This is a genomic window from Geobacillus vulcani PSS1, assembly GCF_000733845.1.
GTDB lineage: Bacteria > Bacillota > Bacilli > Bacillales > Anoxybacillaceae > Geobacillus > Geobacillus vulcani.
This window is the reverse complement of record NZ_JPOI01000001.1, coordinates 1-13084: the sequence shown is the minus strand read 5'-3', so window position 1 is coordinate 13084 and position 13084 is coordinate 1. Positions and strand designations below refer to the sequence as shown.

Genomic DNA, 13084 nt, shown 5'->3' with positions numbered 1-13084 from the left:
ATGCTATAATAGAGGCAGAGAGGGTTGACAAAATGAGGTGAGCGCGATGGATGCATTAGACGTTATGGCCAACTTGCCGCAGGTGATCCCCCACTATCAGCCGATCTTCAGCGCTGACGAGCATGGAGTTATTGGCTATGAAGTACTCGGTCGGTTTCAAACGGAAACAGGGCCGGTCAGTCTTGGGCCGTTTTTTCACGATGAAACCATTCCAGAAGAATTTCGCATCGAAGTGGATGATGTGATCACAAAAAAGGCGCTCGACTATTTTCTGTCGCTTGATGATCAAACGCTGCTCATTTTTTTAAACCGCGACGCCAACTTGCTGATGCTTGACCGCGGCGAATCGTTTTTGCAGCTGCTTCTCACCTATGAAGCGAAAGGGTTGGCGCTTAGCCGCATTATTTTGGAAATCAATGAGCAGCATTTCAAAGGAGACGTCGATCAGCTCAGCCATTTATTGACGTATCTTCGTACATACGGCGTTAAGGTGGCGGTCGACAACATCGCTGAACATAGCATTCATCTTGAGCGGATTGGCGTCTTGTCGCCTGACATTTTAAAAATCGATTTGCGCGAATTGCGGAAAACATCTGTCCACCAAGCATACCAAGAAATCGTTCACTCGATTTCGTTGTTGGCGCGTAAAATTGGCGCGACGTTGTTGTATGAGGACATCGAAACGTCGTTTCAACTTCAGTATGCTTGGCGGCATGGCGGCCGCTATTATCAAGGGTATTATTTGGCCAAGCCGGCTCCTGAGGTCGTGCCGCGCGATTTGCTGAAAGACTTGCTCCGCCAAGAGTGCCATCGCTTCATCCAGCAGGAGAAGAAAAAGCTTGAAACGCTGTATCAAATTGCTGAGCAGTTTCAGCAGCGGATCAGCGCGTTGCTTGGCAAATACAAAAAAGCCGCCGATTTTAACGAGCTCATTTCCCTGTTGGCCGGCGAGCTCGACGATGTTTGCTTCCGCATTTATGTTTGTGATGAGGACGGCTTCCAGCAATCGGGCAATATGTTCAAGCGCGGCGCCCGATGGGAGCTTCAGCCGCAATATTATATGAAAAACTGGAGCTGGCGCCCGTATTTTTTGGAAAACATTATTCGGATGCGCTCGCGTCGAAGAGGGATTTTGTCCGATTTATACACGGATATTGAAACAGGGGAAACGATCCGGACGTATTCGTATCCGATCGATGAGCGCCATTATTTGTTTATCGACTTGTCGTACAGCTACTTGTTCGAGCATGACGCCCATTATTGACTGCATAAAATCGCCTCATTGCGGAAAAGTAAGCATGAGGTGAAACATATGGCACAGCTGATTTTCGTATTATCGATCCTCTCTGTATTGATTGCGGTCATCGGATTCGTTTATACGGTCCGCCTCGGCCGCCAGCAGCGATGGCAAGGAGAGCTTGACGGACCGATCCCGAAAGCGGTTGAGGAGCATGCCTATTTGCGCAACCCAATATTGCTTGCGTATGTGCTCGCCGTCTTGCTCGCTGTGTTTGCCATCGGTTATTTGGCGCTTCGATATTATTGAGCAGAAGGTGTCCCAACAGAGGGGGCACCTTTTTTGATGGCTGCCATGCACAAAATATTACGCATCTGTCTGCTTTAAGGAAAGAAAACCGTTTTTTGATCGTCTCGAAATGACGGTTTTTTCCACGACTTTTTTCCTTTGCCAGCGAATATATATGGAAGCGGAAGAGGCAAAGGGGGAATGAGGATGGCCAAGCGGTTGCTGCCGAGGCTGTCAGACGAGGAGGCGGCGTTATTGCTTGACGTTTTGTTCAGCCAGCAATATGCACTTGAACTCATCCGCTCCGAGCTGGCGGATATCGAAAACGGAGACAAGGCGGTCGATGAACACCGGCACCGGCAGCTGTTGCGTTTATACGACCGCCTGTTGACAGAGGAAGGATAAAAGTCATTGTGCGCTATCGCTATCGCAGGAAGCGATAGTCTTTTTTATGGTATGATAACAGTGTGGAGAGGAGAAGATGCAGAAGAAAGGCGGGACATCGGCATGACATGGGAACACAATGATTTCATGCAAATGACTGTGAAGTCCTTTCTGATTCCGGCGGATAAAGTGGCGCATGTGCAGCCGGGAAATTATTTGGACCATGCGCTGCTCGTCTTGACGAAAACCGGCTATTCGGCGATTCCGGTATTGGACACATCTTATAAGCTTCACGGGCTGATCAGCATGACGATGATGATGGATGCGATTTTAGGATTGGAGCGCATCGAATTTGAACGGCTCGAGACGATGAAGGTGGAAGAAGTGATGAACCGAAACATTCCGCGCCTGCGGCTTAACGACAGCCTGACGAAGGCCATCGGGCTGATTGTCAACCATCCGTTTGTCTGTGTGGAAAATGACGATGGTTATTTTGCAGGCATTTTCACTCGCCGGGAAATACTGAAACAACTGAATAAACGGCTGCAGAGGTCTAATGGCGGCCGGAAGCCAGGCCGAAAAGAAGCTGAACAATGAGCAGAAAAGTAATCGTGTGCAATATCAAGCGCAGCTGATGTTGTTTCAGTTTTTGTGCGACCCGGACCGATGCTTGGGCGCCGATCAATGATCCCATCGCCAAGAACGGAGCGATGTGCCAGTTCACATGGCCGCTGTATAGATAAGACGCCAGTGCGCCAAAACAGCTAATGAATGTTTGGAATCTTGTCAGCGCCATGGCCGATAAATAATCCATGCCGGCGCGCAAGTAGGCATACATGAGCATGGTGGCTTGGCCGGGGCCAAACATGCCATCATAGACGCTAATGCCATACAAAACCGGATAGAAGGTTTTTGGGAGAGCAGGGGCCGTTGCCGATGATTTGGGCTTTTTTTTGAAAAATTGCAAGCCTAGGGCAAACAACAGCAACATGATCGCGATAATGGTCATCGTTCGTTCAGACAACAGCGAGGCGATGGCCCCACCTGCGGCTCCCCCGCCGAGGCTGATCGGGATGATCGGAAGCAGTTGTTTCCCGTGAATGGTTTGCCGGCGAAACAAGACGAAGAAGCTGGAAAACGAGCTGATGGTATTGGAAAACTTGGCGGAGGAAATGGCTTGATGGATGGGAACACCGAGCATAAGCAGAACGGGCATGCCAATGAAACCGCCGCCGCCAGCTAATGTACCAACGAATGAGGCAGCAAACCCAACGAGGACAAACAGCATCCAGTCCATGTAGAGATCTCCTTTCGACAAGCGTTCTACAACTATTTTATTTATGTTATAATAATAAGGAAATATTAAAAAAATGGACGAAAATGATAAGAAAAGCTTATCAAAAGGATGGTCGTTTTGAATACTTCAGAGTATGAAGTCCTCGCCGTTTTGGCGGAAGAATTAAATATGAGAAAAGCGGCAGCTCGGCTGTATGTGACGCAGTCGGCGTTGTCTCAACGGCTGCAGGCGATCGAAGCGAGCTGGAATGCGAAAATATTTATCCGGTCTCCGCGAGGGTTGCTGTTAACGCCAGAGGGGGAAAAAATTGTCCAACTGGCGAAAGAGATCGTGCAGAAAACGAATCGAGTAAAAGAAGAGATCAAACAACGGGTCGGACAAATCAGCGGGACGTTAACGATAGCGGTCACTTCCATTGTTGCCCAGCATTGGCTGCCCCCCGTTTTAAAAACATTCATCAAGTTATATCCGGATGTCAACGTTTCGTTGACGACAGGATGGACAAGTGAAGTCCTAAGCCACATGTATGAAAATCGGTTTCAGCTTGGGATTGTTCGCGGAGAGCCCAACTGGAGCGGGATCGCGACGCGGCTATTTACCGATCAGCTCTATTTAGTAGACCAGGAAATTCACTCTTTGGAGCAGTTGCGCCATACCGAACGCCCGTTTATTCAATTTAAAAGCGATTCCACCTATTCGCTGCATATTCAACAATGGTGGCATGAGCAATTTCAAGCCTTGCCCGCGCGCACGGTGATGGTCGACCAAATTGAAACATGCAAACAGCTTGCTTATCATGGCGTTGGTTATGCGATTTTACCGGAAATCGCTTTAGATGACCGGGAACAACATCTTGTTCATATGATACCGTTAAAAAATAAGCATGGTGAGCCAATGACGAGAGATACATGGCTGATCAGCTCGGAAGCGGCATGGCAGCTTCCGCAAGTACAAGCCTTCGAGAAGGTGCTGCAACATTTTGTCCCATGAATTTATGCTTGTCACGATGATCTCTGTTTTGCTAAAGTAAAAAAGAATACAGATGCAAAGGAGGATGTCGCCCATGAAGATGATGGACGCCAATGAAATCATTTCGTTTATTCAAAACAGCAAAAAATCAACGCCTGTGAAAGTATACATAAAAGGGGATCTTGATGGCATCGATTTCGGCCCAAGCGCGAAAACGTTTATGACCGGCAACGTCGGCATCGTGTTTGGCGAGTGGCAAGACATTCAAGCCGCCATCGAGGCGAATCAAGACAAAATCGAGGACTATGTTGTCGAGAACGACCGCCGCAACTCGGCCATTCCGCTCTTGGATTTGAAAGGCATCAAGGCGCGCATCGAGCCGGGCGCGATCATCCGTGATCATGTCGAAATCGGCGACAACGCCGTCATTATGATGGGAGCGGTGATCAACATCGGCGCCGTCGTCGGCGAAGGAACGATGATCGACATGAACGCCGTGCTCGGCGGCCGGGCGACGGTCGGGAAAAACTGCCATATCGGCGCCGGTGCCGTGCTGGCCGGCGTGATCGAGCCGCCATCGGCCAAGCCGGTTGTCATTGAAGATGATGTGCTTGTCGGGGCGAACGCCGTCATTTTAGAAGGCGTCACCGTCGGCAAAGGGGCGGTCGTCGCTGCGGGCGCGGTCGTCGTCGAAGACGTGCCGCCGTATACGGTGGTCGCCGGCGTGCCGGCGCGCGTCATTAAGCAAATCGACGAGCAAACGCGGGCGAAAACGGAGATCAAACAGGAGCTTCGCCAATTATAATCACACGAAAGGCTGTCCCTTTACGAGGACAGCTTTTTTGCCCATGGAGGAGAGAAGATGGAAGCGATCAGCCCATTTGTCGCCATTCGCCGCGACTTGCATCAAATCCCGGAGCTTGGGTTTCAAGAGTTTAAGACGCAGCACTATTTGCTTCGCTATATCCAATCGTTGCCGCAAGAGCGGCTTCAAGTCCGGACGTGGAAAACCGGGATTTTTGTCAAAGTCAACGGAACATCACCGCGCAAAACGATCGGCTACCGCGCCGATATGGATGGGCTGCCGATTCGCGAGGAGACGGGCTTGCCGTATCGGTCGAAGCATGAAGGCTGCATGCATGCGTGCGGCCACGATGTCCATATGAGCATCGCCCTTGGCGTGCTCACCCATTTTGCTCATCATCCGCTGCAAGATGACTTGCTGTTTATTTTCCAGCCGGCTGAGGAAGGGCCGGGCGGGGCAAAGCCGATGGTCGAAAGCGACATCATGCAGGAATGGAAGCCGGATATGATCGTCGCCCTGCATATTGCCCCGGAATATCCGGTCGGCACGATCGCAACGAAAGAAGGGCTGCTGTTTGCCAATACGTCGGAGCTGTTTATCGACTTGGAGGGAAAAGGCGGCCACGCGGCGTTTCCGCATTTGGCGAATGACATGGTCGTCGCCGCTTGTGCATTGGTGACGCAGCTGCAGTCGATTGTCGCCCGCAACGTCGACCCGCTTGACAGCGCGGTCATTACGATCGGAAAAATTATCGGCGGGACGGTGCAAAACGTCATCGCCGAGCGCGCTCGGCTCGAGGGGACGATTCGGACGCTGTCGGCTGCGGTGATGCAGAAGGTGAAGCGGCGGATTGAAGCGATGGTGCATGGCATTGAAGTCGCGTACGAATGTGAAGCCACCATTGATTACGGGGCTATGTACCATCAAGTGTACAACGATCCGGAGCTGACAGCGGAATTTATGAAGTTTGCTGAGGCGCACGGCGGCGTGAATGTCATCGGTTGCAAAGAGGCGATGACCGGTGAAGATTTCGGCTACATGTTGGCGGACATTCCGGGTTTTATGTTTTGGCTTGGCGTTGATTCGCCATACGGGCTGCACCATGCAAAACTGGCTCCGAACGAGGAAGCGATCGACCGCGCCATTGCTTTTTTGATCGACTATTTTTCCTGGAAGGGGAATTCGGAAGTATAGTTCCACCTCTGACAAGGCACATTATATGTGTGAGGAGGTGGAGTGGGATGGCGAAAATTGGTGTTGAGCCATCGCTGACTGATGTGCAAGAGGCGTTGAGAGAAAGAGGGCATGACGTTGTACCGCTCCGTGGGGAGCAAGACGCAAGAGGTTGCGACTGCTGCGTCATTACCGGCCTGGACGCCAATATCGCCGGCATTCACAACATCGTAACGTCCGGTCCGGTCATTGAAGCGAGTGGGCTCACCGCGGACGAGATTTGCCAAAAAGTCGAAGAAAAACTTCGCTAATGATCGAACGTTCGGGCTGTGCGCTGGCAGCCCGTTTTTGGCGAAATGGTGAAATCGCATAGCGTAAAGGAATGGCGGAAAGGGAACGAAGACTGTTTTCGTTCCTTTTTCTTTTTTGCTAAAATAAGGGGAAGGACCATGCTTGATCAACGATGGAGGAGTGGCAATGAAAAAGAAACAGTTTGCTGTCATCGGCCTCGGGCGTTTTGGCGGCAGCATCTGCCGGACGCTGAGCGAACAAGGGATGGAAGTATTGGCTATCGATATTGATGAAGACCGGGTAAACGAATTTGCCTCGATCGCTTCGCACGCCGTCGTCGGCGACACGACCGATGAAAACGTGTTGAAAAGCTTAGGCATCCGCAACTTCGATCATGTCATTGTCGCGATCGGCGACAACATCCAGGCGAGCATTTTGACGACGCTGATTTTAAAAGAGCTCGGCGTCCACCATATTACGGTCAAGGCGACGAACGATTACCATGAGAAAGTGCTGAAAAAAATCGGTGCTGATCAAATCGTGCATCCAGAGCGGGACATGGGCGAGCGGATCGCCCACAATTTGATTTCCAATAACGTCTTAGATTATCTGGAGCTGTCGGACAAATACAGCATTGTCGAAATCGTGGCAAGCGAGCGGTTGGACGGCCATTCGCTTTTGGAGCTTGACATCCGCGCCCGCTACGGCATCAACATCGTCGCCATTAAGCGCGGGGCAAGCGTCATCGTTTCGCCGCTCGCCTCGGAAATCATCCGCAAAGGCGACGTGTTGGTCGTCATCGGCGCTGACAGCGACATTGACCGATTCGAGGAAGAAGTCGTTGGTTGACAGTTGGCAGGAGGCTTGTGCATGATGATGACGGAAAAAGGGCATCCTTTTGCAAGGACGCCCTTTTTCTTTAGATTTCCATGATGATCGGCAAAATCATTGGCCGCCGTTTTGTCCGCTCGTACAAGAACGGAGCGAGCGTTTCCGTAATTTCGTTTTTGATTTCCGCCCATTGGTTCGTTTTTCGTTCCAGCACTTTTTCGAGATGTTTCGTGATCAACACCTGCGCTTCGCTGATCAAATCACCTGACTCGCGCATATAGACGAAGCCGCGAGAGATGATATCCGGGCCGGCGGCGATTTTGAACTCTTTCATGTTGATGCTGACGACGACAATCACGAGCCCTTCTTCGGATAAAATGCGGCGGTCGCGCAGGACGATGTTGCCGATGTCGCCGACGCCGCTGCCGTCGATGTAGACGGAGCCGGACGGGATCTTGCCGACGATGCGCGCTTCTTTGTCGCTGATGCCAAGCACTTCGCCGTTGTCCATGATAAAGCAGTTTTCCTCCGGCACGCCGCAGTCAATGGCGAGCTTGGCATGCATTTTTTGCATCCGGTATTCGCCGTGGATCGGCATGAAATATTTCGGCTTCATCAGCCGGATCATCAATTTTTGTTCTTCCTGCCCGCCGTGGCCGGACGTATGGATGTCGTTGAGCGGGCCATGAATCACCTCTGCGCCGGCTCGGTACAGCATGTTGATCGTCCGGTTGACGCTCACCGTGTTGCCCGGGATCGGCGATGAGGAAAAGACGACCGTGTCGCCCGGGATGATTTGAATTTGCCGGTGCGTGCCGTTGGCAATGCGCGACAAGGCGGCCATCGGCTCCCCTTGGCTGCCGGTGCATAAAATCGTCACCCGGTTGGCCGGCAGGCGGTTGATTTCGTTCGCGTCGACGAACGTGCCTTTCGGGCATTTGATATAGCCGAGGTCTTGTCCGATTTCAATCGCCGCTTCCATGCTGCGGCCGAAGACAGCGATTTTTCGGTTGTTGGCGACGGCTGCTTCTGTCACCTGTTGAAGACGGTGGATGTTTGATGCAAATGTGGCGAAAATGATGCGCCCTTCCACCTTGCGGAAAATGTCGTGAATACTTTCGCCGACGCGCCGCTCCGACATCGTAAAATGTGGAATCTCGCTGTTCGTGCTGTCCGACATGAGGCAAAGAACGCCTTCTTTCCCAATTTCGGCCATTTTTGTCAAATTGGCCGGCTCGCCGACCGGCGTAAAAGTCGAATTTAAAATCCCCGGTATGGACGATTTGACCAACCGGCGTTTTGACGACAATGCCGTAGCTGTCCGGAATGCTGTGTGTCGTCCGGAAAAAGGTAACGGCCGTTTTTTGGAAGCGAATGACATCGTCTTCGCGAATTTCAATGAGCTTTGCTTGGCGCAACAAGCCATGTTCCTCAAGTTTGTTGCGAATCAGTCCAAGCGCCAATTTGCCGCCGTAAATCGGGATGTTCAGCTGCCGGAGCAAATACGGAATGCCACCGATATGGTCTTCGTGCCCGTGGGTGATGAACAGTCCTTTCACTTTGTCCGCGTGCTTCACTAAATAGGAGTAGTCTGGAATGACATAGTCGATCCCGAGCAACTCATCTTCCGGAAACTTAATGCCTGCGTCAATGACAATGATTTCGTCTTGGAATTGTACGCCGTATGTATTTTTTCCGATTTCACCCAGTCCGCCGAGGGCAAAAATGCCAACTTGCTGGTCAGCTAACAGCTTCATGATGAAATCTCCAATACTTGAAAGTTCGGCTTTTCTTTTCGTATTCTAGATGCGCTCCCTCTAACGGCTGAATATACTCAATATTGATCGGACGATCTTCGAGTTTTCGGCGTACATCCCGCTCTGATTCTGCTTCGATGTAGAGTGTTTTCGTTTTTTCTCTCACAGGCACCTCGTCTGCGTTTTCTTGGTAAAACACTTTGAAAATCATCGTGAAATCTCTCCTTATCGTACAATAGTTGCTCTATCTATTATATAAGAATGTAACTTTCTTTTCATGTGTTTTGTTGCCAAAAGCAAAAACAGGCGTAAGATGTGCCGACGATATGCATCATCTTTGACGAATGTGGCCCGCTTTATTCGCTAAAGTGGGAAAGAAGCCCTTCGAATGGAAGGGCTGTTGTTGTAACGGTCAGGCGATCAATTTTTTCCGGAGCAGGTCTTTCCACTGTTGAAGCAGCTTTTTTTTCAGCTTTTTCAACATGTTTCATCACTCCTTACCTTTTATTGTACTCATTTTGCGGCGAAAGTAAATGTTCTATTATATATGATATGTAGGCCGAGGCTTGTTTTTCATGGGTAAAAATGGAACAGATCGTGCCTCTTGGTTGACATTCCGGGCGTTTTTCAGTACGGTAAACAATGAACAACTTTTCAACAAGGGGAAAGTGAACGTGGGCAGAAAAATCGTCTTTTTCGACATCGACGGCACGCTGCTTGATGAGCAAAAGCAACTGCCGCTGTCAACGATCGAAGCGGTTCGCCGCCTGAAGCAGTCGGGCGTTTATGTCGCCATCGCCACCGGACGCGCTCCGTTTATGTTTGAGCACGTGCGCAAACAGCTTGGCATTGATTCGTTCGTCAGCTTCAACGGTCAGTACGTCGTTTTTGAAGGGAATGTGCTATACAAACAGCCGCTTTCGCGTGAGAAAGTGAGAGCGCTGACCGAGGATGCCCATCGCCACGGACATCCTCTCGTATTTATGAACGCCGATGAAATGCGGGCCAGCGTCGATGACCATCCGCACATCCACGTCAGCATGGCGAGCCTAAAATTCGCCCACCCGCCTATCGACCCTCTTTATTATGAGAACAAGGACATTTACCAAGCGCTTCTGTTTTGCCGCGCTGAGGAAGAAGAACGGTATGTGCGCAACTATCCCGAATTTCGCTTCGTCCGTTGGCACGACGTCTCGGACCGATGTGTTGCCGGCAGGGGGCTCGAAGGCGGAAGGCATCCGCATAATGATCGAAAAGCTCGGGATCGATGCGAAGGATGTGTACGCGTTCGGCGACGGATTGAATGACATTGAAATGCTCTCGTTCGTCGGAACCGGGGTGGCGATGGGCAACGCCCATGAGGAAGTGAAAAGGGTCGCCGACTTCGTTACGAAGCCGGTCGATAAGGAAGGCATTTGGTACGGATTGAAACAGCTGCAGCTCATCCGATGAAAAGCGGCCTTGGCCTTTTCGGCTGGGCCGCTCGCCCATTTACAGGGGCTTTTAGCGCCCGATCGGAATCGCCCCGTCCGGCACTTGAAACGGGTCATCGGGGTTGATGCGGTCATAGAACATAATGCCGTTTAAGTGATCGATTTCATGTTGGAAGACGATGGCCGGCAACCCTTTCAAGCGCAGTGTGACTTCTTCGCGTCGATCGTCGTCCCGGTGACAGTGATGCGGGCATAGCGCGGCACATACCCGGCACGTCGCGTCGACTGACAGACATCCTTCCCCGGTCGTCAAGTAACATGTTGCACCGAATGGCTGACGATTTTTGGGTTGAACAAGGCGTAGCTGTACAGCGTTCCATTTTCATCGGTGACATGGACGGCGATCATCCGCTTCGAGACGTTGATTTGCGGGCGGCAAGACCGATGCCGGGCCGAAGGCCGTATTTGGCGGCCAGCTCTGGATCTTGGCTCATCTTGACGTAGTCAAGAAGGCTTTGCAAAATGCGTTTATCCTCTTCCGAAGGGGGAAGGGGAACGGGTTCGGCGATTTCCGCAATGTCGGATGCCCCTCTTTGATGATGTCTTTCATCGTGATCATTCGCTTCGCTCACTCCCTACGTTTGGCATCGCTGTCTATCGTTTAGTCTAACAAAATGAGCATCGATCGTAAATAAAACGCAGCTGCACAAATATATTATTCGGGTATAAGGAAAGTAACTCAGATCAACGAAAGAAAACGCTTCCACTTTCTTGTCAAGTCACTGTTTGTTTTATATTTTGTGAAAATATAATACAGGATTCATACAGATGGTGAGGGATGTAATATAACAGTTTGCCGACGAATATTATGAATTCCAATTTTGTACAAAGATAAGGCGAAAACATGAGAAATCAAAGTCGTTGACGGTTGACCCAAGAACGTGTAAACTAAATTTGCAAATGCGTATTGTACTAATTTGGTTTTGAAAAATAGTGAAACAGATGTTGGCGCCTTTGTTGCTTGCGTTGGCGCCGAATGGCGGCCGTTTTTTATTTCTCTTTCACTTTGGGTACATTAATAGTATATGGGCGAATGTATCCTGATTTCTAAAATTTTCAATGAAGGCAGAGGTGAATAACATGGGTGTGAAAACTCCCAGTTTCGATTTGCGGAGCAGCTCGAGAAAGTAGCCGAGCAGTTCCCGACGTTTCAAATTTTGAATGAAGAAGGCGAAATCGTCAACAAAGCGGCGATGCCGGAGTTAAGCGATGAGCAGCTGAAAGAGCTGATGCGCCGCATGGTGTATACGCGCGTCCTCGACCAACGTTCCATTTCGTTGAACCGCCAGGGCCGACTCGGGTTTTACGCGCGACCGCTGGGCAGGAAGCGAGCCAAATCGCCAGCAGTTTGCGCTTGAGAAAGAAGACTTCATTTTGCCGGGATATCGCGATGTGCCACAAATCATTTGGCACGGGCTTCCGCTTATCAAGCGTTTTTGTTCTCGCGCGGCACTTTCATGGCAACCAAATTCTGAAGGCGTCAACGTCTTGCCGCCGCAAATTATTATCGGGGCTCAATACATTCAAGCAGCCGGCGTGGCGCTCGGCTTGAAAATGCGGGGCAAAAAAGCGGTAGCCATTACATACACGGGCGACGGCGGGACATCGCAAGGCGACTTTTACGAGGGCATCAACTTCGCGGGGCGTTTAAAGCGCCGGCCATCTTTGTCGTGCAAAACAACCGCTTTGGCATTTCGACGCCGGTTGAAAAGCAGACGGTCGCCAAAACATTGGCGCAAAAAGCGGTCGCTGCCGGCATTCCGGGCATTCAAGTCGACGGCATGGATCCGCTTGCGGTCTACGCCGCGGTGAAAGCAGCCCGCGAACGCGCGATTAACGGCGAAGGGCCGACGCTCATTGAAACTCTTTGCTTCCGCTACGGTCCGCACACGATGTCCGGCGACGATCCGACGCGCTATCGTTCGAAGGAACTCGAAAACGAATGGGCGAAAAAGACCGCTTGTCCGTTTCCGGAAGTTTTTAGAAGCGAAAGGCCTATGGAGCCGAAGAGGAAGAAAACCGCGTCATCGAGCAGGCGAAAGAGGACATCAAGGAAGCAATCAAAAAAGCGGACGAAACGCCGAAACAAAAAGTGACCGACTTAATCAGCATTATGTTCGAAGAGCTGCCGGCGAACTTAAAAGAGCAGTATGAAATTTATAAAGAGAAGGAGTCGAAGTAAGCCATGGCGCAAATGACAATGGTTCAAGCGATCACCGATGCGCTGCGCATCGAGATGAAAAACGATCCGAACGTGCTGGTGTTTGGCGAAGACGTTGGGGTCAACGGCGGCGTATTCCGGGTGACCGAAGGGCTGCAAGCTGAGTTTGGCGAAGAGCGCGTGTTTGATACGCCGCTTGCTGAATCAGGGATCGGCGGTTTGGCGATCGGCTTGGCTTTGCAAGGGTTCCGCCCGGTGCCGGAAATTCAGTTTTTCGGGTTCGTCTATGAGGCGATGGATGCGATTTGTGGACAAATGGCCCGCATCCGCTACCGCACTGGCGGCCGCTATCATGTGCCGATTACGATTCGTTCGCCATTTGGCGGCGGCGTTCATAC

14 protein-coding genes and 4 pseudogenes are annotated in these 13084 nt (G+C 51.0%); 12 read left to right on the top strand and 6 right to left on the bottom strand.

From position 1 onward, the window contains the following. The first annotated feature begins 46 nt into the window (after positions 1-46). From N685_RS0100085 to cbpB, 4 genes are all read left to right on the top strand, one after another. Entirely contained in the window at positions 47-1264 is a 1218-nt protein-coding gene (locus N685_RS0100085) for an EAL domain-containing protein (protein WP_031404740.1), read from the top strand. 48 nt (positions 1265-1312) lie between these two features. Beyond that, positions 1313-1546 carry a hypothetical protein gene (locus N685_RS0100080; RefSeq protein WP_031404737.1) on the top strand — a complete coding sequence of 78 codons (234 nt, stop codon included), beginning with the start codon at positions 1313-1315 and terminating at the stop codon, positions 1544-1546. 186 nt (positions 1547-1732) lie between these two features. After that, on the top strand, positions 1733-1930 hold the full coding sequence (gene abbA / locus N685_RS0100075; protein WP_031404734.1) for an antirepressor AbbA: 198 nt from the start codon (positions 1733-1735) through the stop codon (positions 1928-1930). Positions 1931-2032: 102 nt separating this feature from the next. Then, on the top strand, positions 2033-2506 hold the full coding sequence (cbpB, locus tag N685_RS0100070) for a cyclic-di-AMP-binding protein CbpB (protein WP_031404733.1): 474 nt from the start codon (positions 2033-2035) through the stop codon (positions 2504-2506). On the opposite strand, the gene N685_RS0100065 is transcribed toward cbpB, so the two are convergent. Further along, positions 2463-3206, bottom strand: coding sequence for a sulfite exporter TauE/SafE family protein (locus tag N685_RS0100065; protein WP_031404731.1), 744 nt, complete (start codon positions 3204-3206; stop codon positions 2463-2465). The genes cbpB and N685_RS0100065 overlap by 44 nt on opposite strands. A 117-nt stretch (positions 3207-3323) precedes the next feature. On the opposite strand from N685_RS0100065, the gene N685_RS0100060 reads away from it, so the two are divergent. The 5 genes from N685_RS0100060 to N685_RS0100040 all read left to right on the top strand — a co-directional run bounded on the left by N685_RS0100060 (position 3324) and on the right by N685_RS0100040 (position 7293). Next, complete coding sequence (locus tag N685_RS0100060; RefSeq protein WP_084177450.1) at positions 3324-4196, top strand: LysR family transcriptional regulator; 873 nt, start codon at positions 3324-3326, stop codon at positions 4194-4196. A 73-nt stretch (positions 4197-4269) separates the two neighbouring features. After that, positions 4270-4980: a 2,3,4,5-tetrahydropyridine-2,6-dicarboxylate N-acetyltransferase gene (dapD, locus tag N685_RS0100055; RefSeq protein WP_031404727.1), complete on the top strand. Its 711-nt coding sequence runs from the start codon at positions 4270-4272 to the stop codon at positions 4978-4980. Between the two features lie 57 nt (positions 4981-5037). Next, positions 5038-6174 carry an N-acetyldiaminopimelate deacetylase gene (locus N685_RS0100050; RefSeq protein ID WP_031404726.1) on the top strand — a complete coding sequence of 379 codons (1137 nt, stop codon included), beginning with the start codon at positions 5038-5040 and terminating at the stop codon, positions 6172-6174. 47 nt (positions 6175-6221) lie between these two features. Beyond that, entirely contained in the window at positions 6222-6464 is a 243-nt protein-coding gene (locus N685_RS0100045) for a YkuS family protein (protein WP_031404724.1), read from the top strand. A gap of 166 nt (positions 6465-6630) precedes the next feature. Then, entirely contained in the window at positions 6631-7293 is a 663-nt protein-coding gene (locus N685_RS0100040) for a potassium channel family protein (RefSeq protein ID WP_031404722.1), read from the top strand. Between the two features lie 70 nt (positions 7294-7363). On the opposite strand, the pseudogene rnjA reads toward N685_RS0100040, so the two are convergent. From rnjA to N685_RS20140, 3 genes and pseudogenes are all read right to left on the bottom strand, one after another. After that, a pseudogene (rnjA, locus tag N685_RS18185) lies at positions 7364-9032 on the bottom strand (ribonuclease J1). Further along, positions 9016-9243: a DNA-dependent RNA polymerase subunit epsilon gene (locus N685_RS0100030; protein ID WP_031404720.1), complete on the bottom strand. Its 228-nt coding sequence runs from the start codon at positions 9241-9243 to the stop codon at positions 9016-9018. Before N685_RS0100030 ends, rnjA begins: the two are co-directional and overlap by 17 nt. Before the next feature lie 145 nt (positions 9244-9388). Next, a complete protein-coding gene (locus N685_RS20140; RefSeq protein WP_256371090.1) occupies positions 9389-9523 on the bottom strand; it encodes a hypothetical protein in 135 nt (44 codons plus the stop codon). A gap of 183 nt (positions 9524-9706) precedes the next feature. Here N685_RS20140 and N685_RS18180 point away from each other — a divergent pair. Beyond that, positions 9707-10484 (top strand): annotated as a pseudogene (locus N685_RS18180) (Cof-type HAD-IIB family hydrolase). A 51-nt stretch (positions 10485-10535) separates the two neighbouring features. Here N685_RS18180 and N685_RS19910 read toward each other — a convergent pair. Both N685_RS19910 and N685_RS19905 read right to left on the bottom strand, forming a co-directional pair. Then, a complete protein-coding gene (locus tag N685_RS19910; protein ID WP_084177449.1) occupies positions 10536-10778 on the bottom strand; it encodes a peptide deformylase in 243 nt (80 codons plus the stop codon). Positions 10779-10869: 91 nt separating this feature from the next. Then, positions 10870-11097, bottom strand: coding sequence for a hypothetical protein (locus N685_RS19905; protein WP_084177448.1), 228 nt, complete (start codon positions 11095-11097; stop codon positions 10870-10872). A gap of 621 nt (positions 11098-11718) precedes the next feature. Here N685_RS19905 and pdhA point away from each other — a divergent pair. Both pdhA and N685_RS0100005 read left to right on the top strand, forming a co-directional pair. Beyond that, positions 11719-12707, top strand: a pseudogene (gene pdhA / locus N685_RS18170) (pyruvate dehydrogenase (acetyl-transferring) E1 component subunit alpha). Positions 12708-12710: 3 nt separating this feature from the next. After that, positions 12711-13084, top strand: a pseudogene (locus N685_RS0100005) (alpha-ketoacid dehydrogenase subunit beta); the annotation flags it as partial.